Below are 26,292 nucleotides of genomic sequence, written 5' to 3'. Positions count from 1 at the left end.
AATAGACGCGCTGCGAGAAGGCGAGAGCTGATCCCCATACCCGTTTGTATTTCGTAGTCCTGTTTTATTTCAAGATTACGGTGCATATTCGCTCGAACAGCCCACCGAATCATTCCACGGCGGACATTATCATCGCGTCAGCGCAATGGTAAATAGCACGGCACATGAATTAACCATTGTTGACCAAACCTCTTGTGCAATCGGCACACTGTTAATGCAATACGTGTAAGTTTAATAATTCAGGAAGAGGTCCAGCCGATAACGCCGCGATCGTTCAGCATCTGCCAATTGCTTTCCGACCAGGCACTCACGTAAGCGCTCGCGCCTTCTTTGGCTTCGAATCCTGGGTCGGACAGGTCAAATCCGCCTTTTATATTTTTGCTCCGCCAAGATCATCAGAATCTATACCTTTCCGAACATCGCGAAAATCCCATTCCGGCCATCCATGAGATGTCTGTTTTCAGTCGTAGCCCTGAACCTTGCCGTGGTCGGCCACGCGATGCCACATGCTGCACGCGAAGCCAGGGCTTGTAGTCTGGGCCAGAACCCTGTCCGTACCCTCGCGCTACGTATCTGTCGATGTCGCTCTGCGTCTTGAAACGTCGTCCTCGCATCCAGCACGGTCTAACCAAACCGGGCAGTATAGTCAGGCGTCCGCTTATGTCACGCTCTATTGTTTTGTGCCAAGGTGTATTGTCTTGTGTCGAGCTCTATTGTTCGTTCACATTTATCCGTTTTTCACCGGTCAACCGATGTCCCGCTCTACAAAGCTTTCCGAGGTTCTCACTCTTGCCGAAGTCCAGTCGCTCGCCGACACGAAGACGTTTGCGCGCGGCAAGGCTTATTTTCACGATGGTGTCGTCTCCCGCCTGGATGAGCGCGATGACGCTGTTCGCGCCACCGTGAGAGGCACGCACCGTTACCGGGTTGAACTCGCCGTCGACGATGGCGAACTCGCGTATGAATGCAGCTGTCCCGTAGGCGACGAAGGCGTGTTCTGCAAGCACGCTGTCGCCGTTGCACTTTCCTGGCTCGAAAATTCCGGTGAAGAGGTGTTTCACGCCGAAGAATCGGGCCCGGGGAAGCCACGCAAAAAGCGGAAAACCTTCGAGGAAGTGATTCGCGAATACGTCGCGACGCTGGACACGGGTGCGCTTCAGGAATTATTGATGGACGCCGTCGAACGCGACCTGACGCTGCGTGACAAGCTGCTGTTCGCTGCGCGTGCCGCGGGGGCATCCGATTTGCCCGGCATGAAGGCCGCCGTCAGGCAGGCGACCCGCATTTCCCGGCCGTTGGACTGGCGGGAGTCTGGTGCATACGGCGATGGCCTGATGTCGCTGGCCGACATGCTGCGCCAGAGGCTTGCCGGGCCGCACGCCGCACAGGTGGTCGAACTTTCCGAACTGGCGATTGCGGGTGCGGAACAGAGCCTCGAACAGATTGACGACTCTGGTGGGGATGTGATGCCGGCCATTTTCGAGCTGGCGTCTGTTCATCTCGATGCCTGCACGTTGACGGGCCCCGACCCGGTGAAGCTGGCGGAGCGACTATTCCGCTTCCAGACAGAAGGCAAATGGGACACCTTCTACAACGTTCTTCCGGCCTATGCGGAGCCATTGGGCAAGGACGGGTTGAGCCGCTATCGCGAACTCGTCAACGAGGCCTGGGAAGCGCTGCCCGCGCTCGCGCCGGGTAAAGAACATCGACGGTCATACGACTCGCCGCGCATGCAGCTCGAACACGCGATGGAAGCGCTGGCCGAACTCGACGCAGACGTGGATACGTTGATTCGCATTCGCTCGAAGGACCTCTCGAGTCCGTACCGCTTTCTGCTGGTGGCGGAGCTTTGTGTTAAGCACGGTCGCCCGGACGAGGGGCTCGTGTGGGCCGAGCGCGGCATCAAGGAATCCGGCAAGAGCTTTGACCAGCGCCTGCTCGACTTCTGCATTGATGCGTATCTGCGTCGCAGCGAATTCGACAAGGCCGATGCGTTCGCATGGCGCCGTTTCGAGATGCAGCCGACGGCCGAGGCGTTTCCCGCCTTGATGAAGGTCGCTACGGCCACCGGCAGGCATGACGAAACCCGGGAGCGTGCTCTCAGGCATCTCTGGGCGCTGGTCAGCGAAGAGGAGTCGGTCGCAAAATCGAAACGCAGTGTCTGGCAGCGCGCGACGCGGACCGAACTGGTCAAGGTCTTTCTGGCCGGGAAAGAGAACGACGTCGCATGGGAAACGTTCACCGGAGGTCCGGTCGCAATCCAGCTGTGGCCTGAGATGGCCTCTGTCCGCGGCAAAACCCATCCGCACGACGCCATCGCTCTTTATCACCGCCTGCTGCCGGTCGCTGCCGAGAGCGGCTCGCGCAACGCCCGATATGACGAGGCATTTGAAATCGTGCGGGCCATCGGCATGCTGCGGGCAAGGCTGGATGAACGTGCGGAGTTCACCAGCGAACTGGAGGCGATTCGGGCGGCGTATCGTGCGAAGCGCAACTTCATCAAGCTGCTCGCCAAACTGTCCTGAAGTCGACGTCAGGCTTTGACGGGCCGACATCCACAACGCAGTTTCCTTGGCTGGGATAACCGTGGAAAAGGGGTGCTAAGTCGTTACGCCTACCTGTGTCATGCCGCCGCCAATTGCTGATTTGTCGGACGAGATGGCAACCGAGCTGACGTTGAGTTTTATCAGGAGAAGCGGGACGCGTTGTTGAAGACGCTTGCCGAATAACGGCCTCAACCTTCGCAGCAAGTGTCAACTGATGATAGAAATGGGCCCGTAAGTATCTCTACTTACGGGCCCGGCGGACTCCGTTCTACCCTCCGTGCCACCAATTATCAATGGCTATCGAAGGACGAGAATCCTAAATTTCTCAGTTTATGCGTCCGGTTTCTCAGGTCATGAGGCTACCTACTGCAGGGAAACGGAATTCGTGAGACTAGGGCGCTTCTCGTGAGACCGGAAAAGCGGAAATCGTGAGACTAGCCGGACTACGAGTTCGGATGGCGTTGTCGACAGTAGTCGGCGTTCACGTCTCGCGGCGACAGCAATTGTTGGCGCGAAACGTTTAAGCCACTGAACCGGGTTTTCCCGACACATCGATCGTTCGCGACACTGCCCCTTGAGGGACAGTGGGAACGATCGCGACAAATGGATCAAATGGCTTTTGGTAGCCCAGCTTCGATGCTGGGCTCTCCCTCTAATTCCAGAAAAGTCGCGCGCTATCGGATGGAGTGATCGGTTGGCACCAACGATGGATCGTCATCCGAGTACCCCGGAACAAAAATTTCGACTCCCCGAGATGCTTGAGTGGCTGGTGAGCTCTCCACCCACAGCCAGTCCACGAGCGCTGGCGGCATTCCAACGATTACATTTGTGTTCCAATAGTTCTCCCAATGGCTAAAGCGCTCGTTGAAGGACACCGCCAAGCTTTTTTTCGGATCCGTCCACTTGTCCTTAGCCGCGAGCTGTGCCGAAATGCACTCCTTCAGTTCCCTGATACCCGGAACCGTGGGCTCGACGATGCGGCTCCTGATTTGCGATGGGACCAGCGAAGCTAGTCTGTCGTGCAAGTCAGATCCGAATTTCGGTGATTTATTTTCGTCGACCTCCACAATAGGCAAGTAAGCAACGAGCTGAAGTGGATTCGCCAGCGCCTGCGGCCTTGGCTTGCCTTCATGCATAAACAGCGGATCAACGTCGGCGATAACCATCGCCTGCTCACTATCGCCAAGAGCGTCGGAGCGACTGCTGTAGTAAATACCCTTTGACCACCCTGCATAAGGAGTTATGTTCGTGTCGCGGTGGACGTTCTGCCCGCCCCCATTCCAACTATTTCGCCCAATGAAGCAACTTCCTCCGACCGCATGGCTATCGACGGCGTTGCAAAAGACAGTTGTCGCCCCGCCGGCGAGCAAAGCGGCTTGGCCGAAGATCCAATAGTCGGCGGATCTGGTCGTCATCGCCGGCACCAGCAAAATTGAACGTCGCTTCATCGTCGCTGTTGTATCAGAGATACCCAGAAATCTCGCAACGTTCGCTATGTCGTCCTGTACTTGCGTCATCGCGCCCTTCTCGTCAATTCTTGAACCGAATCGACGCGCTAGTTTGTGCAGTTCTACAGCGAGCGTTTGATGGTTGGCAAGGCTCATTGGCAAGAACAGTTCTGAGCACACAAATTCTGCGAAACATTCCAGATGTCGCAGCTTGTCGACGTAATGGAGTATTTCGGCTGCCGATACCGCCTCTGGAGTGGCGGAACGAAGCCCGCCCTTGGAACGACGCCCCAATTCGTGCAACAGCCCCGAACTCGAAAAGAGCGGCTCCAGCGGTTCTAGCGGGGGGTTAAAGACTTCGGCGGCGGCGAGGGACGGATACTTCTTCCGCCGCGAGAAGGTACAGACGACTCGTTCACCATTCTCCAACTCCAAAGGCGATAGCATGGTTAGTACTGCACTGTGCTCGCCAGAAATGTAACCTCCGTTGCTTCCCTTCGCGACGACAGACGACGATTCGAACGTCTTCTGATATTCGGCTAAACCGAGAATCTCCCGATATACCTTTTCGAAGTTCAAATCTGACGATCTGCCATGCAACTTGTAGGTGCCAGCCAGTACCGAGGGTGCCCCCGTCCTTAGCTGCAGCTGGTTTTTCAGCCAACCGACCGTATCAGGTCTGACCGAGTACTCCGGGAGCACCAGAACATCCACCTTGAAACTTTCGCATGCGGTTAGGGCCTCAGTTAGAAACTGTCTGCGACGATATTCGATTGCACTCGCTTCAAAGGGTAAAAGTGGCTTAGGTATTCCCCCGACCGGTTCCCTCCGTGGCGGCCATTTCTTGTCCCATTTATCCGCGTCGATTGCCGGATGATGGTAGGTCTCATCCAGCTCCCACTGCATCAAGGCAATGCGTACGTGTCCAGGCGACTTCGCTCGTCTCAACTGCCACGTGTTCTGCTGCAACGTCCGCCAATCAGTCCGTTGACCCAATGACGATGAACCGGAAGGAGTGGAGGTTTGCCTAAATCCTCGCAGCGCATCATTGGTCGCGCGTAGCTCATTGATCGATGAACGCGATTCTTGCGTGTTGTCGGCTTGGCTACCTCTTTCAGACGTCTCGTCAGCTGTATGAATACCAGTCTCGAATACGGCACCACCAGCCCTTTCGGAAGGGCTTCCTAACGTGTCCGGTGCCACGTTGCCTTGCGAGTCTTTACGAGCGAAAGCCTCGTTTAGCAATTTACCAAGCCGTGCATCGCGTGCGGCGACGAGTAAAAGGTTTCCTTCAGCGTCTCGTGTTTCATCCCAGATGCTGAGGATTCGCCTTCCTATCGTGACCCGCTCTGGTTTTGCGCCTCCGCCCAAAAGGATCTGCCATGGTGCGACGCCCCACTTACCTCCGCCCGAATCGGTGAAGCTGCGATCCGCAGGATCAAGTCTCCAGGGCCCGACTATCCGAGAAGTATGATTGAGGCCGATATTCGCCTCGAATTCGCCGACGATGACCGCGCTCGAAGCAAACGAAGGTGTCGCCCATTGCGCAAGCACAGCTGCGCGGTCGCATTCAAACGGCCAGTCGGGATGGACATCGTCTCCATCTTCACCAGTCGCAGATGCAATTGCCGCAAGGCTAGTTGCCAGCGCTTTTGCGCGATCAACCTGGTCAGTGCTCCATTCGCGCATCAACGGTCTTCTCATTAATCCGTTGATCAGACCAATTCTGCCCGCCAACAAAATCAGCCAACCGAGTGGGGTAATGCTTGCGAATGCCCGCTCCGACGCGCCTTCGACAACTTTTTTTTGGAAGAACTCTGTAAGAGCGCTAACGGATCCATCAGGCCGATCGAAAAGAAAACCTCTCTCTTCAATTTGCCATACTTCGGCGACTTCACCATCGAGGGGGAGTGGCCATTCTTCCTTTCTTGGAAGGGCCTCCACCGAAAACGTCAGCTCACGTAACCACGCCGATATGGCTGCAAGCCGCAATCCTGAGATCAGTACCGTGAAGCTTCGCTCTTGCTCTCCGATACGCTCCGTGGCCGAACGTAATGACGACAACCTATTGGCTAGAGACCAGTATGTCCGTGGCAGGATGCGTTCCGTCGACAGTGCGTTGATAGTATCCGACTCAGAGAGTTGACCGAGCCAACCTAGCTGTATCCGGCTGACGACGCGCATGGCGACTTGCTCGAAGAAAGCTCCCCCGATGCCAGGATAATCGAGCGATACGTCAGTCGCGAGGCGTGTCCGCATTCCGGCCGTCTCTGCTTCGCTAGAAAGCACGTAGGCCATCGCGTTGTGGTATTCCCCGTCAACCGGGAATTTTCGTAACAGGTCAAGTGATCGGGCGACGGATGCAGGGATGTAATCTCGCCCTGGCGGGGATTGGAGTACACGTCCGTTTACGTATGCTCCTCGTAACTTACGAAGAACGTTACGAAGAAGATGCGCGGCGGGTTCAAGGCTGTCAGCGGCGTCGTGATGACCAAGAGCGAGTGGGTTCAATGAAGCGTACTGATCGAGATCGCTTCGAAACCCGAATAAATCGGACAGAAGAACACCAGCTCGCCAATGTCGACCATATAGTTCCGGCACGTCGTACGTCTGCAAGCCCCGCGCGCCGTTACGCACGAATGCTAGACCGTCAAGCGACGACCGTGGATAACGCGGCGAGAGTAGTGTCAGCTTTAATGAGGTCTCGTCGGGTCTCTCGGGACGCAAGTTGACGACCAAATATGGCCAAGCCGGTGCAAACTCGGCACCGTCAGTCGACATATCTTGCCCGACAATATGATTTAACTTTGCGATCGACTCGTAAGCATCCGCGATCCACGCCAAACAGCGGGTGGTTATTGACAACGCGGGAGGTTGCAACAGCGCGTAAGCAGGCGAGTTGTCCGCAGCCCATGCGGCGCTAAACATTTGAAGCCCATCCACCCCTTGGACACGCTGCCAGTCGAGCGCGATTTCTTCGACGGTTCCGCTCGCGGACGCAAGGCGGAAGCTAGGAAGCAACGTTTCCGCATCTTCTCGTTGGGGCGTAACCCACCATACGGTCGAGATTTTTGCCCAATTACCATCTCTCTCGGCATGAGAAATGAGCAGTAGCCCTCTCGCAGGTACGCCTGGCAAAGGCGGAAGAGGGAGCTTTTCTCCGCCGCCCTGTAGCAAGTGTCCTCGTCTTGATAGCAACTTTGCCAGATGCTGTCTCGGCGCGATAGCGGCAAGCGTCTGGAGAGAGAGCAAAGTAGTCTCGCCGTCCTGCTTTTGCTGCCCAAGCGTGCTGAACGGATCATCATCATTCGGCAATAGACCACGCAGCAACGGCAGAAACCTATCGTGCGTAACCGAAAAATGCGCTGCTCTATCATCCCTCAGCCACCGCTCCATCCTTTCGAGGTCACTATCAAACCCTGACAGCGGATCCGCTTCTGAAAAATCCGTTTCCGATGCCAGCGCTGCGATCGCTCGATGGATCCATTGAAACCCGTCGCTCAACACATTGAATTCAGACTGGCCGCTAGAGGTTACTGCGACACCCGTTGTACCAGTCCTCCAAGTTTCCGCATCGGTAATAAGTGATCGCCGTAGCGAAGCGCGCAGCGGGTCACCAAGATGACGGAGCAAAATCTGGGCTGTTTCGTTGCGAGAATCAGCCATGGGAGCGTCATCGGTCAAACACGCGGCCTTCCAGCGCATGCAAATGACGCGCTGGAAAAACATTCGACGCAAGCGCTCTGTCCCGTGTCCCCATCCTGGGGGCGCATCTTCGCGATCGGTTTGTTCAAACATGCGCGCGAACTCCAGAGAGCGGGCTACGCGCGCCAGTCCAGCGATACACCTTGTCCGTTCAATTGATTCTTCTGGTGTCAAACCAAATTCGGCACGGTTTGCCCTCTCGAACAGATTCTCCAATCCCTCGATCGCATGGAATGCCGGATCATCCCAAGGAACTCGTACATCTAGTGTAAAAGGTGCGCCTGAAGTTACGGTACCCCAAAGCTTCCAGTAGCGCGCAATGACATCTTTCGCACTATATTTAGTTTCCTTGAAGGACAGCGCGGCTTGATACCACAACCAGCGCGAAGCTTTCCCTAGTTCCGCCGGTCGCAAATCATCAGCCCTCAGTGCCGTGTAAACTTGATCTAAAACCGTGTCGGCCGACATGGCGTACAGCCGAGAATCCCGAAGAAGCTCCAATGATGTTTGCCGGCGTGGACCCTCGGTCTGCCACATACCCCAGCCGGCGTCGCCATCACCAGATTCAAGGAGTAGCGCCTCTTCTCGCGGGCCATAGGCCGGTAGTGCGCGGCCTGCGGTTAGATGCTGTGAAAATTCCCCCGCTGACATTGGCGCGAAATTTTCTTTCGAGATCAGTTCAAGCTGTAGAGTGCGAGTGACATCCTCAGCGGCCGCTCTCAGAACATCGAGTATCCCTTGATTTTCGGCCAAAATGACTACGTCATCGACATATCTCGCGTAGCCAGCCCGAACCACTTGGTCGAGATTAAGCTCCTGTAGCTTTGCACGCATCACAGCGTCAAGCTTGAAGAGAATAATATTTCCGAGCCACGCGGACAGCACTGGCCCCTGTGGTATGCCTTTCTCCCGATCGGATGCTATCGGGTGTCCCGTGTTCGGATGGTAGTAGTAAAATCCGAAGCTCTGGTCCAGGAGAAAATCGATAGCAGCATGTTGACGCTCGGCTTGTAGTGCCGTAGGGCGGAGGAGCGGAACGAAAGCCTCGCGACTATCACCTAGGCTTTTGTACGCCGACTCAATGCTGCTACCCAAAATGTCTTTTGCGACGATACGCGTTATACGATCGTAGTACCTCTTCAAATCTAGACGGACCATATGAACATGGTTCATCGCTCGTCCCTGTTTCAGCAGCGAAGAGATGAAGCCGCGCCAGCACTCAAAATATGGGCGAAACATTCCGCCTTCGCTAGGAGGAGAGCGGCCTTCTAGCGCATCCATGTCGACTTGATACGCAAAACTCAGCGTTTCGCTATGTTCAGTTCCTCCTGATTCGCCCGTTGTGCGCACGTGATCAATTGAGCGGTAGTAGCGAACGGCCGGAATATGGTTGCTAAATTTCGACTCGGAACCGTCGTCTAGGCGCTCCGTAAGCAGTTCATTCATTAAATACTGCTGTACGATCAAATCCTCAAGGCATGGCATTGCCTTGAGGCGTTCTGCATCCTTGCCAAATCCTCTCGACACGACGACAGCGTCGAAAGGCTCGATCGGCTGGAACTGGACCTGCTGGAGGCGCGTTATGAGACCTTCGTTAAACGCGGTGGCGGCAAGTGATACGCGCCTCCATGCCGCTATATCTGAGAGCACCTCGCCTTTGTTTGCGCCCGCCTGAGCGAGCTCACGCGCGATATTCAGTTGCAGGGCGATTTCTTCCGCAGACTGGATCGGTAGTCCAACATGTGTAGGAACCGGATTCAGAATAAATCGCCAGACATCTTGATGCCACTTGCCGTATGAGTCAGATTGTGCCGTTCCCGTTGTCAGGACGCGATCGATAAGACCACCTGCCAAGCTCTCAAGTAGTACCGCTAGGCGATATTTCGCTCCAAGGGGAATAGTTTCCCAGCGGTTATCTTCTAGGATGTCTACGGGGGGAACCCTGAGCCGCTCAGCCAGAAACGCTACCGCGACCGGGTGAGTGGAGCGGTCAAGATATGCAATTGCCGGCTCCGGCTCATCGAACATTCTGAGTAAATCGTCCGGATCCTTAATTGGAAGCGATTGCGAATGAGCCGATTGACTGTCCAGTGGCCAGACGAACCCTAACTCTAGGCGCACGTCTTTATCAAGTTTGAGGACAGTTTGTATGGATGCTGCAGCCCCTTTCAAACCCGCCCCATCCTGGTCTAGGAAGAATCGGACCTGCAAGGGAGCCATATCGGGCAACGTACCAGCGAAATCGATTAGGATTCGAGCTTGAGCGTCCGACATGCGCGCGCCGAGAACTGCCACGGCGGACAACCCAATGCTTTCGAGCCTCAAAGCATCGACTAGTCCTTCACAAACGTACACCACCGGCTTGGCACCATTGGCTAAGTCGGCTTTGATTTTGGCAAGCGCGAAATTTGCTCGATAGAGCACCTGCGATTTAGGCAGGTTCGGCGAATAGAGATACTTCGGCGCGGGCGACTCGTTTAACCTTCTTCCCGCAAATCCTAACATTCGTCCTGAAGCGTCCCTTATTGGAAAAATCACCCGACCGTCGTTAAAGAAATCTCTATATTGCCCTCCGAGATTTAGATAAGTCTCAGCAGCGACAACATCTAACTTCTTTCTTTCAGACCGTATTAGGCCTGCGCTTTGCAATTGACCGAGTAGTTCCCTGAACGCGCCGAAATCAGATCGGCCGTTTTCAACATAATTCACAAGCGTAGCCGGGGCAGCAAATCCCAGCTCTGCCGCGGCGGCGACTTCCTTGGGCAGCGCGCGAGCCTTCAGCCACTCCTCAAGTGCTTTCGTATCCTTCTGCCTGTACACCCCGACGACGCGCTCGAGAACGCCGGAATCTGCGGGCGTCGGTTCGACGATCGCCCGACCTATTGTTATCGGGGACTTTCTTGCTGATGCACCACTTGCTAGTGCTGGCGACGCTAATCCATAGGACGACGCCAGCCAGCGCACCGCCTCGACAAAGTCCAATCCTTTCGACTGTTTGACTAGTTCGAAGATATCGCCGTGAGCGTCGCAGACAAAGCAGTGGTAATGCGCCTTATCTCGCGGTGTGCCCGGATACAGCGCCATGGATGGGTTGGTGTCGTTATGGAATATGCATTGCGCATACGAACGGCCACCTACTCGCCTTACCGGAATTCCCAGCCGCTCGGCGAGATCGTCAATATGGATCGTGTCAGCCAGTTGTTCGATTAGTCGACGGATTTCACTTCCGGGCTTTGTCGGGCTCATTTTTTATATTCGATACTGAGATTTTGCGACTCTAGCACTCTGAGCGTATAAACGTCTTGCAGGACGGGCTAATCGTCGAAGACAACACGGCGCTTCGTGAGCTAGCCAAGTCAACTAACTCTGCTCGATACGACGCTTGCCAACCTCGCGTGTGCGCGGGGGCAATCATCCTGCAGCCCGACTCCTTGACTGCAGAACGGCTGTTTGAATGAGTGAATAGGCCTGTTTCTATGTGGGCGACGCTGCTGTGAACGACGCTAAATGATCCCGGAAGACAACGTTCGGCCTGCCACCTCGCGAAGCGGACGTTTGACACCAAGTTTCCGGGTGCAACGGTAGTTATTGAGAACCGCTTTTATCAATAGTTGACGCGCCCTTCCTGCGCCCGCCGGCCATGGCCGGCGGGCAGATGGCGCTTGGCCCATCGCCCGGTCACCCGCTGCGGCGTCCGCCTGCTGACAACCTTTCTTCAGGCGGCCGCTGCCAGGTCGTCCCTGCCTGCTGCTAGTGGAGCGGTGGATGCGGCCTGCTCGACCAGGGCTTCAGCGAAGCGGGTCTGACAGGCTTGGCGTGCGACTAAACGCTCGCGGAGGTCGGCACAGAGGCGGCGCAGGTCATCGACACGATCAACGATGCGGCACTGTGTCTCCAAGGGGGGGAGTGGAAATTGCAATCCGGATACTTCCGTGCTGTTAATGTTCTTCACGCCCGACGTACTTCGAATCGGACCCTCTATCTGCGCTCGCACCCCCTCGGTCTCCAATGCCAGCATGATGTATGTTGACAGAGCGACATCCTCTCGAAGTCGAATCCGCATCAGATAGCCTGCAAATGCGAAATCGCGAGATTCCTCTCTGACCAGCGCGGCAGAACCTACCAACGTTGCGCTGCCATTCGAACGGATAAGAAGCAAATCACCTGGAACAAGTGCCAGCCGCGCAGTCTCTTGCGTGGTTAGCGCCCCGAACTTGAGGTCTTCGGTCGAAATTCGACCATTTTTTAGGTTCGGAATGCGCAATACAGGGATCCCATCAACCTTGTAGTCGCATTTCGCAGATGTGCCATACCGCAAATCACGCATGATCTCGCCGAATCGGATCCACGACCAAGACGACGGAATCTCATACGGCGCGACGTTTAGCGAATCATGGGTTGCTTCATCAGCTTGCTCGACAGCGTTTGCCGTTGCCGTTTCATCCACTCGTGAAGTCGTTCCGTCGCGCTCGTCGACTGGCAGCAGCAGCCCACGCACAGCAAGCTCCAGAATCGTCCTCTCCAGCGCGTCGACCGCTTCCGGCCGGTCGAGCAGCAGGTCGAAATGGGCTGCAATACGGGACCAGTTTTCGGCGAGCGCGTGTGGCGACTCGCTTGCGGCGAGCGCATCGAACAGCGTCGCGGTCAGCCGCGCGTGCTGCTCGGCCTCCAAGCGACCACGGTTTTCCAGTTCATCGCACAGGCGCATCAGCTCATCGACCTTCGCGACGATGCGTGATTGTTCCTTGATAGGAGGCAATGCGACAACGATGTCATTTAGCTTCGCCTGATTCATTTTCGGCTGAGCTGTACCTGTGACATACGGCTCTAGCGAGATCGCGTTGATGAAAAGGCATAGATACTGCATGACAACATCGTGAGTCGCATCAACAACGTGGGCGTGATTATTTACCCAGTACTTACCGGTAGCAAGGAATGCGATGGGCGTCGAACGATTTATTAGATTTGCTCCGTCTTCGCCGATAAGCAGCAATGTCTTGTCGAACAGATATCCGTCAATCTTATCGATGACTCCGGAGGCTCCATAGTAGTCGTACAGTTTCGCGCGCTTTTCCCGGTCCGCCGACGATACGGGAACCCGCTCTCCGTCCCGATTGATAGAGACGTTGCCAAATCGAACCCACTCCCAGTTGGCCGGTAGGCTGTACGGCTTTTCCTTGTCATCGATTTCGGTCGACGGTTTTTCTGCCTTGATCGTACCCGTTGCGATTCGCCGGTTTTTCTCTGTACGTATCTCTTGAAGTAAAACACGCGCAGGCTCATCCGTCTGCTCCTGCGGTACCAGTTTGCCCATCACTGCTAGACTGAAAATCAGTTTGCGCAGGCGCGTCATGCCCTCTGGCGCGGTGGCCAGTAGCTGGAATCCTTCAGTCGGCCTCACGCCCGGGCTCCCAGCGCGTCCGTCAGAATACCCTTGAGCTGGTCGCGCAATGCCTGCGCCTGCGCCGTCAGCTGCCGATACTGGGCCAGCAGTTCGTCCGGGTCGTGACTGATCTCATCGCCCTTGTGCGGGTTCTTCTGGTCGAGGTTGTAGCCGTTCGCCTTTAGGGTCGCCATATCGACCTTCCAAGCGAACTCGTTCTCGACGCGGCCCGCAAAGCCGTCCGCTTCGCTACCCCACCATGTCTTTTCCGCGTCGAACTCTTCGATGCGGATTGGCTTGGTCTTCGAGTAGCTCTTGCAGCCCGCAGGGTACGGGTGCTCGTAGTACCAGACGTGTTGGCTCGGCGTGCCCTTGGTGAAGAACAGTAGATTGCTTTTGATGCCGGTGTACGGCGCGAACACGCCGTTCGGCAGCCGCACAATCGTGTGCAGGTTGCACTCGTTTAAGAGCTTTTCCTTGATGCGGCTTTTCACACCTTCGCCGAACAGCGTGCCATCCGGCAGCACCACCGCCGCGCGGCCGTTGTGCTTCAGCAGCTCAATGATCAGCACCAGGAACAGGTCGGCCGTTTCCCGGGTGCGCACGTCCGCCGGAAAATTCCCTTCGATGCCCGGTTCTTCGGTGCCGCCAAACGGCGGATTGGTGAGGATCACGTCGACCATGTCGCGCGTGCCATAGTCAGCCAGCGGTCGCGCCAGCGTGTTGTCGTGGCGGATCAGCGACGGCACCTCGATGCCGTGCAGCATCATGTTCGTGACGCACAGCATGTGCGGTAGCTGCTTTTTTTCGACGCCGTTAATGGCGTTCTGCACCACGACGTCGTCCTCGATACTCCTGCGCTGAACTTTTAGATGCTCGAGCGCGCACGCGAGGAAACCACCAGTGCCGCACGCCGGATCAAGGATTCGCTCGCCGAGCTGAGGGTTGATCTGGTCGACCATGAACTGCGTAACGGCCCGAGGCGTATAGAACTCGCCCGCATTTCCAGCGCTCTGCAGGTCCTTCAGAATCCGCTCGTACAGATCGTTGAACAGGTGACGGTCCGCGCGATTATTGAAGTCGATCTCGTTGATCCGATTGATCACCTGGCGCAGCAGCTGGCCGGACTTCATATAGTTGTACGCGTCGCTGAACACCTCGCGGGCCACGAAACCGCGCGCATTGCGCTTTGAGTCTGCACTGAGTCCCTTGATCGACGGAAACAGGTCGGCGTTCACGAAGGCCAGCAGTTCATCGCCAGTGATGCCTTCCGGGTCGGCTGCCCAGTTGCGCCAGCGTAACCGCTCGGGCAATGGCGACTTGAAGGCATCGCGCATCAGTTCGAGCTCTGTTTCCTGGTCGTCGAAAATTTTCAGGAACAGCAGCCAGGTCAGCTGTGAGATCCGCTGCGCGTCGCCGTCGACGCCGGCGTCCTGGCGCATGATGTCCTGAACGGACTTGATAAAGGTAGAGCTGATTGTCATGAGTGAACCGGTGAAACCTTATTGATAGAGCGAGCGTTCGAGCTCGCGGATCGCAGCCTGATACTGGGCCCGGCCACCGAACGCCTGAACCAGTTCGACCGGCGAGCCGAGCTGGTCGAGCGGCGCGAGCCGCAGCACTTCTGGACGCTCGATATTTTCAATGCCGTCGTCGGCATATTTCTCAAGCAGCGCTTGGAGCACCTGCCGCGCGGTGTCGCCGTACTTGCCGAAATAGTCGCGCTTCCTGACGTTCTCGGCGCGTTCCCGCCGAGTCAGCGGCTTCTGGCCAAACGCGATATGGCAAACCAGGTCGAACGGGTCGAGGTCCTTGCCGGCCTCTCTCGCCAATTCGTCGAACAGGATGCCCTGTTCCTCGAGCTCGGCGACGATCGCCTGCTTTTTGTCAGCATCGTTCCAGGCCTGCAGGAACGCGTCGAGCGACACAAAGCGTCTGCCGATCTGGATCCGCGTGAAGTCGCGCAGCGACTCCGTGATCAGCCTGCCGTCGGGGCCCAGATACTGGACCCGCTCATTGACGACATAAACGGGCACTTCGTCAATGACGTACTTGGTTCGGCCTGTGCTTGGCCCGTCAGGCCCACCAACAATAATTGGCATGTCGCTAGCGTCTCCGTCCAGACCGCCAAGGGGGTCACCCATTGGATCGCCGTCCTCTTCCGGCGGAACCACGGGTTCGTCAGGCCCGGGTTCGAACACCACGACCGGATCGCCGTCAAAGGCCGGGTCGGCAAACAGCTCGGTCGCCTTCTTGAAGTCCAGAATGGTAAACCACAGCTTGCCGTACTCCTCGTCGATCCGCGTGCCGCGGCCGATGATCTGCTTGAACTCGGTCATCGACCTGATCGTACGATCGAGTACGACGAGCTTGCAGGTCTTCGCATCGACGCCGGTCGTCATCAGGCGCGACGTGGTGGCAATCACCGGATAGTCCTTGCGGGGATTGATGAAGTTGTCGAGCTCGAGCTTGCCTTCCGGGTTGTCGCCAGTGATCTGCATCACGTACTTCGGATTGGCGCCCGCCAGGTCGGGGTTCGCGTTGGCCAGCGCCTGGCGCATCCGGGCCGCGTGGTCGATGTCCTCGCAGAACACAATGGTCTTCGCCATCCGGTCGGTCGCATGCAGAAATTCGGTGATGCGTTTCGCGACCGCTTCGTCGCGCCGCGTCAGCACCAGCGACCGGTTCATGTCGGACTGGTTGTAGATCCGGTCTTCGACCAACTGCCCCAGCCTGTCGACCATCCCGGCTGTGGGCCGCCAGCCCAGATCCTTGTCGAGATCGACCCGGATCACCTTGTACGGCGCCAGAAAGCCGTCCTCGATGCCTTGCCGCAACGAATACGTATAGACCGGCTCACCGAAGTAGGTAATGTTTGACACCTCGGCGGTTTCCTTCGGCGTCGCGGTCAGCCCGAGATGGGTCGCGGAGCTGAAATAGTCGAGGATCTCGCGCCAGGCCGAATCCTCGGCCGCACTGCCACGATGGCACTCGTCGATCACGACGAGGTCGAAAAAGTCGCGGCTGAACTGGCGGTAAATGTTCTGTGTTTCTTCCGTGCCAGTCACCGCCTGATAAAGCGACAGGTAGATCTCGTAAGACTTGTCGACCTCGCGATTTTCGATCTTGGTCATCGCGCCGGCGAACGGCTTGAAGTCGTTGGTCTTGGTCTGGTCCACCAGGATGTTGCGGTCGGCAAGGAACAGGATGCGCTTCGCCGCCCGCGCCTTCCACAGCCGCCAGATGATCTGGAACGCGGTATAGGTCTTGCCGGTGCCCGTTGCCATCACCAGCAGGATCCGCGACTGCCCTTTCGTGACCGCCTCGATCGCGCGGTTCACCGCGTTCAGCTGGTAATAGCGGGCCGGTTTGCCGGGGTAGTAGTCCTGCGCGTAGACCGGCTCCGCCTCCGGCCCGATGCCCTTCCACGCTAGGTAGCGCTGCCACAGGTCCGCCGGCGACGGAAACTGGTCCATCGCGATCTCGCGCTCGAGCACGCCGTCATGCAGGGTCCTGTCATGCCAGACGAAGCCGTCGCCGTTACTCGAAAAGGCGAACGGGACGTCGAGCATGTCGGCATAGGCAAGCGCCTGCTGGATGCCGTCGCGTACCGTGTGGTTGTTGTCCTTCGCTTCGACGATCGCGAGCGGAATACCGGGCTTGAAATACAACACGTAGTCCGCGCGCCGGATGGTCTTCGCGTCGCGCTTCGCCTTATTGCCACGAACTACGACTCGACCGCTTGTCAGAGCTACTTCCTCAAGTAACTGAGTATGCATGTCCCAGCCGGCTGTCGTTAGTGCCGGGGTGATGAACTTGCTGCAGACGTCGCGTTCAGATAGCGATTTTTTTTCCATTGTCGATCATCCCCGATTCACTGGACTGCCGACCCAATGAAGGTTTACGTTCCCGGCGCGCATAGGTTCCTCGCCTTGGGCAAAAGCGTCGAATTGACTTCGCTTGGGAGAAGACATGGGCGGTCGTGCCAATATCAGTATGGAATTATAAATGGCCGGAGCAAATAGCCTAGAAATGGCAGGAATCCATACACGGCACGATAAGTGCCCTCGTCGAGCCGTAGCATCTGTAATCCGCGATCACAAGATCCCGCGCATTGCTCTCGACTTCCAACGTCAGAAAATCGGGCTTGGTGTCATTGTGAAATAGAGAAATTAGTATTTAAAATCAAATGCTTGTGTGTTGACGGGATTTCGACTTTGGCCTATGGTTGGTACATCGTGTGACCATCTATCGCCATTCCTCTATGTCAACGCCCCTAGGAATTTTCCTCCGAGCCCTTCGATTGAGAGCTGGACTGAGGCAGCAGGAGCTTGCTGAGAAGGTTGGATACGATGCTTCGCATGTGTCCGGCGTGGAACTGGGGCGCAAGAATCCGTCTCCTGAGTTCCTGGAGCGTTTCGCTGAATCGTTGCAGCTTGCGGCTGACGAAAAAGCAGGCCTGAAGAGGGAGCTCGCGGACTCGCCGACGAGCATTCAGCTGATTCCGGATTTGCCTACCGATGAGTACCGGATGTATGCGGAGCTTGGCCGAAAGCTCGGAAGGCTGTCGCCCGGGCAAATTGCGACCATCCGCGCGATTGTCCGGCTCGACGAGGAGATACGTTCGCAACCGGCGTATCAGCCAAGTCGCATAAAACGACGATCGAAAGAGGAGGCGCCAATGTAAAAACGGGACAAGACCTTGCGGCTTGCCCCGTTGCGAGCTAGCGAACGACACTAACCCGGTTGACGCCTTTAGTATCGTCCGCCCCTCCGCGACAGTCAAGCCGCTTTTCCTCGATTCATGGGAAAACGCACGGGACAGATTCGCCTGTGTGGGGACACTTTTTCGTCCGGATTCGGGCAATTTCGTTAGTCGGGCAGCGACCGACGCTGCCTGGTGGCACAGCTCGTCCCCGACCGTGGATCGCTCAAGAAACCTGCTCGTCATACGCAACGAGCAGCAGTTCAGTCGTAGGAGCAATCATGGACGTCCCATATGATGGCGCCGGCGCCAGTCGGCCAAACACTTCTCCGCCGCAAACTTCCAGGCATCCGGCGCGCAATCCTGTTACGCCGACAGGCAGAGGGTTTCGCGCCAAGTTTTTTTCGCCAAAGAACAACCGGCTTGTCCGCTGCGAGAGTCTTCTGGAATTTGACTGCCTCCACTTGTTCGAATTTGCACGGGGTGTCGTTCGATTTGTCGAGCAGCCGAAGACCATCAGGTATCGCGTCGGCGCAGCTTCGCGAACCTACACGCCGGACTTCGCCGTCGATTGGAGCGACGGTCGCCGTTGGCTCATAGAAGTGAAGCCTGCCGACGTGCTAGCCGAGCAGCGAAACCAGGAAAAGTTCGACCGACTTTCGGAGGTGTTTAAAAGTCAGGGAGAGCAGTTTCTCTTGCTGACCGATCTACAGATTCGGAAGTCAATCAGATTGGCTCAGATCAAAACGCTGCTTCAGGTGCGTTACGGAAAATGGCTGGACGGGGCAACGCAACCCGCCGTCCCCTCCAGCCTTGCGAATCGGACCATCGCGGAGGCACTCCGAATCGGGGCGTCGGGCCGCTCGATTGTTCATCGTCTGGCCGCGCGCGAGTTGACCTGCTGTCTAGACACGGAGATTACTGGATCAACCCTTTTGTTGCCGTTTGAGGAGAGCCACGATGACGCGCTATTCGTTTAGGGCTGGGGAGTCCTTCTCGCTGCACAGGGTTAACTATCTGATACAGGATGTGATCGATCGATCCGTGCATGTGACGTCTCTCAGCGACGCAAGCAAATCAACACATAAAGTCGCGGAGCTTCTCTCGCGATATGAAAGCGGAGAACTAAAATTTCTTTCAAGCGAAGAAGCTCGGATTGCGGCGGTCGATGTTCCGCCGGAACGGTGTATCGAGCGCGGTCTCTCGAATTTTTCGCATCGCGTTCAGACAAACACCATAGCAAAGTGGAAGTATCTGCATGCGATTTGCCCGGACGGACGGGTAGGATACCCGCGCAACGTTGTGGCGAATCTTCTTCGCAAGGTGTGGAGCGAGCTTGACCCGAAATATCGTAGTGAACGCCCGCCGTCACTACCAAGCTTTTATCGTTGGAGAACACGGTGGGTATGGGCGAACTTCGACATTCGCGCACTCATAGACAAATCGGAACTTCGAGGACACAGGCCGGCTGAACTTCCCGACAAGCTGTCAGAATTGATAAACGAGGGAATCGAAAAGATCTATCTGACTCCGCAGCGCGAGTCACTTCGAGAGGTGCTCGACTGGGTCCAGCACGAAGTCGAAATGGAGAACCGTCGCCGAGCGCCCGAAGATGCGTTGCCTCGCGTTACCCGCCGCATGCTTAATCGTGTCATTGCGCGGATCGACCGTTATGCAATTTTAAAGAGGCGGTACGGTGAAAAATATGCCAGGGAAGCAACACGGATATACGGGAAGGGACCTATTTGCACACGGCCGCTCGAACGCGTAGAAGTTGATCACACACCACTCGATATTCTGGTGGTTGATTCCAGTACCGGTCTTCAACTTGGCAGACCGTGGATAACGGTCATGATTGATGCATATTCACGGATGATTGTCGGGATCCACATCTCTTTCCGTAAGCCAAGCGTACGTTCTGTCTTGCGATGTCTGAAACATGCGATCTTGCCGAAGTCGTATGTCAAGGATCGGTTCCCGAGGGTAACTGGCGACTGGCCCGTCTATGGACTCATTGACCAGCTCGTATGTGACAACGGTCTCGAGTTTCATGCGCAGGATCTGGAGGCGGCGTGCGCGGAACTCGGAATCCACGTGATCTACTGCCCAACCCGGGCACCGCAGATGAAGGGACGCATTGAACGCTCACTCAAGACGCTTAACTACGGGCTGGTTCATATCCAGCCAGGAACAACGTTCGCCACCTATGGTGAGCGGCATGCATACGATTCTGAACGGACAGCTTTGCTAACCTTTGAGGCGCTACAGGAACTCGTTCATCGATGGATTGTGGACGTCTATTCCGTGAGCTTTCATCGAGGAATCCAGACTACGCCAAGGCAGAAATGGGACGAAGGCATTGCTAAATTCGCCCCCCGGTTGCCTCCGTCAACCGACGTTGTGAGTGTCTATCTCGGTAACACTGCGATTCGCACTCTCAGCAAAAATGGTATCGAAGTGCATTCACTACAGTATGCGTCGCCCGCGCTTCAGGATCTCCGACGGCGACGCGGTGACATTGAAGTCACGGTGCGGACGGATCCCGATGACCTCGGCATCATTTTTGTGTTTGATGAAGAGGCCGCTCAGTACATAGAAGCCAGATGCACGATAGCAGGATATGCCGAAGGTATTACTGCCGAGCAGCACAAGTGGATGCTTGCGAAGGCAAGGAAAGACTACGACACATCACCGCTCCGCCTTGCGCTACTCGCTGCCAAGTCCGCGTTGCGTGAAGACACCGACCGGCTTATCCGAGAGTGTTCGCCAACGAATTCGAAGTCGAAGCGTACAAAAGCTACTAATGCGGACCGTGAGGCCCTGATGCAGCGAGAAGAAACGCGTCAGATACCGTTGCCGCTCGAACCGATCGAGGAAGCGGATGTGTCGGGTGACATTGAGAATGATGATGTCGAGACGCCTTTGTTCCCAATCCGGCGCGGAACGTCTTCGCCCGACGACGTAAATCCAAAGCCTCGCGGCGCTTAACGCATTGCAGATTTTTCGGCCCACTGTTACGGCCGCTTGGAGAAGCTATCATGAACGCCCACATCATAAATGATTCGGATAACGAATATATAGAGAGCGACGAGAAACGTGAAAATCAAATTCAGCATCTTATCGACAAGAAGTATGAGTCGGTGGCCACGGTACGTGAGACGCTTATCGAACATCCAGCGTTTGCCTACGGTATCAGCGCCATCCGACGGTGCCATCGGATGGGGCGATTCGGACTTCAGGAGCCAGGATGCCTGATCATTACGGGAGTATCCGGTAGCGGCAAGTCTACACTTCGCAAGGAATACGGCAAGCATCATCCTCGTCGTGAAACAGAGAATGGAACAATCATTCCCGTTTTGCATCTTGAGCTACCCGCGAAACCGACGATAAAGAACGTCGCAGAACGCATCCTTTTAGCGTTAGGCGATCCGTTATTCGCCCGCGGAACTGCCATAGATATGACACAACGGATCGTCATGCTGTTTAAGAACTGCCAGTTAGAACTGGTTATCCTGGATGAATTTCAACACTTTATCGATCATTCGAGTGAAAAGATCGAGACGGCGGTCGCTGACTGGTTGAAAAGTCTTATCAATGAAACGAAAGTTCCCTTCGTGCTGATGGGCTTGCGCCGCTGCAGGCGAATCCTGCAGAGCAACGAGCAGTTGCGTCGGCGCTTTTCGCGGCAGATATCACTTGAGCCGTTCAGCATTGCTGACAAACGGTCGCGGCGCATTTTTGACGGTCTCTTGCGTACAATATATGGCATCTTGCCGGTTCCGTGTGTTCCCGAACTCACAGGTGGTGGAGCCAGCGTCGAGCAGATGCACTACGCGACCTTTGGTCTGATTGGCTATGTAATGACGCTCGTTGCCGCGGCAGTCGAGATCGTCATTGAAGACGGACGCGCGGCAATCGATCGAGGTGTCCTCAGCAGGGCATTTTCCGACGCCATCTGGCCAGAAGGTGTAGGCCGTCTAAACCCGTTTCACCCAAGCTTCATCAACAGGCCGCTGACTAACGCAAGCGAGCCGTTCTTTGGCTACAAGGACGATTCCGACCACGTCCGTTGAGATCGTTCTGGATGAAAAGAGTAACTCTATCCGTTGATAGTGTACGCGCCCATATCATTTTTGAGTTTCTGTCTAGATAGGCGCGTACGTCTCAATCCTGTCATGGCCGCTTCATGTGGGAGACTATTGCCCTATGCCGGGAGACCGTTCTTTGGCTACCCACGCTGCCTCCACAGGTCGGCGTTTTATCTGCCGTCCTCGACCGGCGCGCGACGAACACGTACTGAGCTATTTGCTGAGACTTGGGGTGATGAATGGGTACAGCGGACACCCAGCGCTTGGGCGGTTTGTGCGGTCGATCCAGGCCAGCCTTTGCAGGGCAGACGAGGTGGCCACGGTCGCTCAACTTGTTGATCTCGACGTATGCATCCTACACGAGCTGCTAGGCCGGCACCGGCGTGTTCCCGGCGTGCGTACTAGCTCACTATATTGGGCAACGCACTACTTTTTTCGCGACCCGTATATCGCATATTGCCCAGCATGCATTGGTGAGCGCGGACTTTTCAGGGCTATCTGGAACTTTCGCGCCATCGCCATATGCGAGTTGCATTGTGTATGGCTCGTGGAGCGCTGCCCGCAATGCACCGAGCTCGTAGGGTGGGATCGACCTGGACCCACATCGTGCAAATGCGGATTCGATCTTGGCCAGACGGAGACGACACCAGCTCCCATTGAGGCTGCTCTAATCAGTAAGCAGATTTCTGCAGCAGTTCTCGAGGTCGCAGAAACTGATCTGATTGAGCAGCAGCTATTTTGTACCAAAGTGCGTCGAATGAGCCCGTTGGAGTGGCTAGCAGTCTCCAACTTCCTGTCGACGATTGTTACACGATCACATCACTTCCATCCAACCACCAAGTCTTCCCTTGAGACAGAGAAACGCGCCACGATTCTTGCGGCCGAGCTGCTCAGAGCTTCGCCGACAAGCGCTATGCACGAACTGAACAGGATCTCGCAGAGCCACTTGGTCGGATGGAAGCCTCTACTCATCTCTTTCGAAAAGCTTATCGCGAGGGCGCCGACTCGTTACTTGAATCGCCGTCGAGGTGCAATGGCACTCCCGGCCTTCTTGACCGAATTGGTGCACCAGTATGTTGACGACCTCACTGTGTATCGGGAAGGACGGAGGTTCGCGGTCAACCCAGACAGGCTAGAAGCGGGCAGCGATGGATCCCTAGCCATATCAATACGGAGGGCGACGAGCATAGGCAGCTCCGAGGCCCGCAGCCAACGCGAATCTATTTCCCTGGGAGACCTCATTCAGGCGATTCGGCAAATGAACATCGTCCTTCACAGCACTCGCGAGGCTGAAGAGCTGATAGGTGCGACAAGCCGCCAGCGTCTTGCATTGATCCGCGTCGGGCTCTTACACCGTTTCGACGGAAGCACGTTCGTATTGTCGTCTGAGATTGATCGCTTTCTGCGATGGTTGCGAGACAATAGTACGCTGACCACTGACCTGAGCAGCATGGTGCGGCTGAGCGAACTCACGCCAATGAGCTGTCTTGGATTTCAACGAGTGATGACGGCTGTCATTGAAAAGCGTGTACGACTTTTCCGACGCGTCGAGGATAGTGTGACATTCGGCACGTGCTTTGTCGCAAAGCGTTCACTTGCCACACTCGTGAGGTAGCAACATGACCAAGCTTCTGGTTCGCTTCGCGCCAATGCCTGATGAGAGCACGACAGGCTACCTGCTTCGTCTATCAGAATGTAACGGCTTCTCATCGTTGCTTGATCTGGATCTTTTGGCCTCTGACGAGCATGGTGTCGATGGTCTAGCGAGGGTGGGCTCGATGCTTCCTGGGCTGTCACTGCAGCCGCTCCGTGGTCAGGTAAGCCACTTTCGTCATCTCAACACCGCTGATCCGGGTCGCCTTAGCGCGAAGTATTGGAACGGACGCAGACCCCGCTACTGCCTGGAATGTCTCGCGGAAAGGCCAGGATGGCGCGCAGCCTGGGATTTGACGCTGATGGTGGCCTGCCCGATCCATCGCGCCCGATTGCGCGACTCCTGTCCCGGTTGCAAGCAACCGCTGTCCTGGAAACGGCGCTTTGTTTCTCTGTGCAACTGCGGCCGATCGTTGACAGAAGCTGCGTCAGAAACGGCTACGGACGCGGAGATTGCCGTAGGGGCCTATCTGTCTTCAGCATTGACCGGGGAAGCATTCGGAGAACCCGCCCTGCATCGAACAAACGTTGGGCTCCTCGGGCTTCAGGACCTGTTGGCAGCCTGCATGTTTCTCGGTGGATATGCGTCCAACAATGCGGCAAAACCTACCAAAATCGCAAATCTGGATGAGGTCTCGGTGGCAACCGCAACAGCAGACGCAGCAGGGCGGGCATTTCTCGACTGGCCGCGCGGGTATCAAGAGCTACTGCGCATGGTTTGTCGTAACAGAGGGGCCGACAATTCATGCGCCCGCCTGACTGCCCGGTTCGGTTACTTTTATACTGCCTTGTACAAGCGCTTCGCAGCTGATCAGTTCGATTTTCTGCGTCGGGAGTTCGACTCATATGTCAGCCGCGAATGGGTCGGCCAGCTGGCCCAGAGGAATCGGCGGCTGTCGCAGGCGACCCGCCGTCAACATGCCTGGATTCCGCTCACGTCGGCGGCGAAGCTGCTGAGGACGAAGCGCGACACGATCTTGGTATTGATCGCGGACGGCACTCTGGAGGGACAAACGCACAAGACGGCCGCCGGCCGAACGTCGGGTACAGTAAGCAGGTGCAGTGTGGAGGCGTTCCGCCACGAGAAAGCGCAGTGGATGACACTTGCGGATGCACGAGAAACCTTGCAAATTTCGCGCAAGCGTGCGTACGCTTTGCTTCGCTCACATGTGCTGAGGCCGGTCGGAGGGCCATCGGTGGACGGTTCAGCGGTATGGAGATTTTCTGCACGAGAGGTGATGGCATTGATGTCGACGCGATCTGATGCGACGTCAACCGCCGACCGTCATTGAGCCAAGGATGATCAATTAACCTGAACGCAGGTAGAAAATGGAAGACATGTCGCCCGAAGTTTTGGACCCGTGCGATTTGCTGAGGACAATCGACTCGCTCCATGAAGCCGATATCCGAAACGGATTTTTTTCACGGCGGGACGGTGTCACCGGCGAGATCCAGCCAGTTACTGTGTCCGAACATCTCGCAGACGTAGTATCGGTCGGCCTAAGCGTGAGAGTACCCCGGTCGGTCCGAGTCCACTTCGAAACGGCGAAAAATCTCTACGCGTACGCATGGTTTGTCTATCGCTTTTATCCTGTGGCAGAGCAACAAGCGCTCACGTCGCTCGAGTTCGCACTCCGCGAGCGGTTAGCTGCCGGGGTGGCGCAATCCTCACGAGAAGGGGCCAGGCGGTCACGTGGTCTGAAAAACTTGCTGGAGGAAGCACGGCAACGAGAACTGGTATCGAATGACCGGTTTTCGTGGACCCGAGAGCGAGCGTTGCAACGTGCCAGACAACGTGCCGAGTTCCAACAGATCGAGGAGATGCACCGCCTTGGCCTGACGACGGTCGAGGTCGACTACTCGAATATAGAACCATTATCCGAGGATTTCGACCAGGACTGGATCGGCACATTCATCGACACTCTGCCCAGAATTCGAAACACGTACGCTCATGGCTCGGGCGTCCTTCACAACTCGGTCCTGCACACATTCGAAATCGTTAGTGAGCTGATTAATCAGCTATTCTCTTCAGCGCGGTAGCGCGCCGTTACTGGCAATGCAACGTCAACTGTGCGCTTTAACGGAGTTCCCAGAGGCCGCCAAGCGACGGCGCGCCGACGTTTTCGCCGAGAGGCCCCAGCTATGCTTGTCTTTCTAGACACCGAGTACACCGGACTTGGTCAACCGTCACCGAAGCTGATTAGCCTCGGGATCGTGACGGAGGACGGACGCAGAAAGTTCTATGTTGAGCTCGAAGATACCTGGAAGCTTAACGACTGCTCTGATTTCGTTCAACGGGAGGTTCTGCCGTTGCTTGGCGGACCGGCTGTGTCACTGCTGAAAGCTCGTGAAAGGCTACTCAACTGGTTCGCCGCTTCTCCGCGTACGGTGCGTGTCGCTTGTGACTCGATGACGGATTTTCGATTCCTTTTGCAGGTGCTCGGCGAATCGACGCCGCCTAACCTTGCTGCGGCGCCATTTGATCTGCGACCGCTGATCGATACCTCGGTATATCACGATGCAGTAATGACGCACTACCTGACAGACAACCGTGAGCACCATGCGCTGGTCGATGCATGCGCCTATCGTAAAGGCTGGCTGGCATGGATGGATGCGCGCAAGGCTAGCCCGCCTTATGCGGGTCAAAAGCAAGGTTCCACGTGCCGCTAGTCCTCATGCATTGAATGTCATGGTGTTCCCGCAGAAAATCCGCATCGCCACGCGGGTGTAGCGGTCACGGAGCAGTTGGCGTATTGCTGTGCTC

General features: G+C 56.3%; 12 protein-coding genes. 8 read left to right on the top strand and 4 right to left on the bottom strand.

All coding sequences use genetic code 11. From position 1 onward, the window contains the following. Nucleotides 1-752: 752 nt before the first annotated feature. On the top strand, nt 753-2,525 hold the full coding sequence (locus B0G69_RS06680) for a DUF6880 family protein (protein ID WP_121319152.1): 1,773 nt from the start codon (nt 753-755) through the stop codon (nt 2,523-2,525). Between the two features lie 695 nt (nt 2,526-3,220). Here B0G69_RS06680 and B0G69_RS06675 read toward each other — a convergent pair. The 4 genes from B0G69_RS06675 to B0G69_RS06660 form a co-directional block, all read right to left on the bottom strand. Beyond that, a complete protein-coding gene (locus B0G69_RS06675) occupies nt 3,221-10,945 on the bottom strand; it encodes a CHC2 zinc finger domain-containing protein (RefSeq protein ID WP_121316182.1) in 7,725 nt (2,574 codons plus the stop codon). A 469-nt stretch (nt 10,946-11,414) separates the two neighbouring features. Continuing rightward, nucleotides 11,415-13,100, bottom strand: a complete 1,686-nt coding sequence (locus B0G69_RS40960) for a restriction endonuclease subunit S (RefSeq protein ID WP_158608924.1) — start codon at nt 13,098-13,100, stop codon at nt 11,415-11,417. Continuing rightward, entirely contained in the window at nt 13,097-14,566 is a 1,470-nt protein-coding gene (locus B0G69_RS06665) for a class I SAM-dependent DNA methyltransferase (RefSeq protein ID WP_121316181.1), read from the bottom strand. The genes B0G69_RS40960 and B0G69_RS06665 overlap by 4 nt, the downstream gene beginning before the upstream one ends. 18 nt (nt 14,567-14,584) lie before the next feature. Further along, complete coding sequence (locus B0G69_RS06660; protein WP_121316180.1) at nt 14,585-16,939, bottom strand: DEAD/DEAH box helicase family protein; 2,355 nt, start codon at nt 16,937-16,939, stop codon at nt 14,585-14,587. Nucleotides 16,940-17,346: 407 nt separating this feature from the next. Here B0G69_RS06660 and B0G69_RS06655 point away from each other — a divergent pair, with 407 nt between their 5' ends. From B0G69_RS06655 to B0G69_RS06620, 7 genes are all read left to right on the top strand, one after another. After that, nucleotides 17,347-17,769 (top strand): helix-turn-helix transcriptional regulator, encoded by a 423-nt coding sequence (locus B0G69_RS06655; protein ID WP_121316179.1) that lies wholly within the window; start codon nt 17,347-17,349, stop codon nt 17,767-17,769. A gap of 299 nt (nt 17,770-18,068) precedes the next feature. After that, complete coding sequence (locus tag B0G69_RS06650) at nt 18,069-18,767, top strand: TnsA endonuclease N-terminal domain-containing protein (protein ID WP_121316178.1); 699 nt, start codon at nt 18,069-18,071, stop codon at nt 18,765-18,767. Then, entirely contained in the window at nt 18,748-20,775 is a 2,028-nt protein-coding gene (locus B0G69_RS06645; RefSeq protein WP_121316177.1) for a DDE-type integrase/transposase/recombinase, read from the top strand. Before B0G69_RS06650 ends, B0G69_RS06645 begins: the two co-directional genes overlap by 20 nt. 50 nt (nt 20,776-20,825) lie before the next feature. After that, the gene (locus B0G69_RS06640) at nt 20,826-21,860 is read left to right on the top strand and encodes a TniB family NTP-binding protein (protein ID WP_121316176.1); all 1,035 of its coding nucleotides are present in this window, start codon (nt 20,826-20,828) and stop codon (nt 21,858-21,860) included. Between the two features lie 1,634 nt (nt 21,861-23,494). Further along, entirely contained in the window at nt 23,495-24,820 is a 1,326-nt protein-coding gene (locus B0G69_RS06630) for a TniQ family protein (RefSeq protein ID WP_121316174.1), read from the top strand. Nucleotides 24,821-24,857: 37 nt separating this feature from the next. Beyond that, nucleotides 24,858-25,568 carry a hypothetical protein gene (locus B0G69_RS06625; protein ID WP_121316173.1) on the top strand — a complete coding sequence of 237 codons (711 nt, stop codon included), beginning with the start codon at nt 24,858-24,860 and terminating at the stop codon, nt 25,566-25,568. Between the two features lie 102 nt (nt 25,569-25,670). After that, entirely contained in the window at nt 25,671-26,198 is a 528-nt protein-coding gene (locus tag B0G69_RS06620) for a 3'-5' exoribonuclease (protein ID WP_121316172.1), read from the top strand. Nucleotides 26,199-26,292 lie beyond the last annotated feature (94 nt).

It is taken from the genome of Paraburkholderia sp. RAU2J (assembly GCF_003634845.1).
Classification (GTDB): Bacteria; Pseudomonadota; Gammaproteobacteria; order Burkholderiales; family Burkholderiaceae; genus Paraburkholderia; species Paraburkholderia fynbosensis.
Note: the sequence above shows the minus strand (reverse complement) of the source record. Positions and strands in the feature narration are given on the sequence as shown.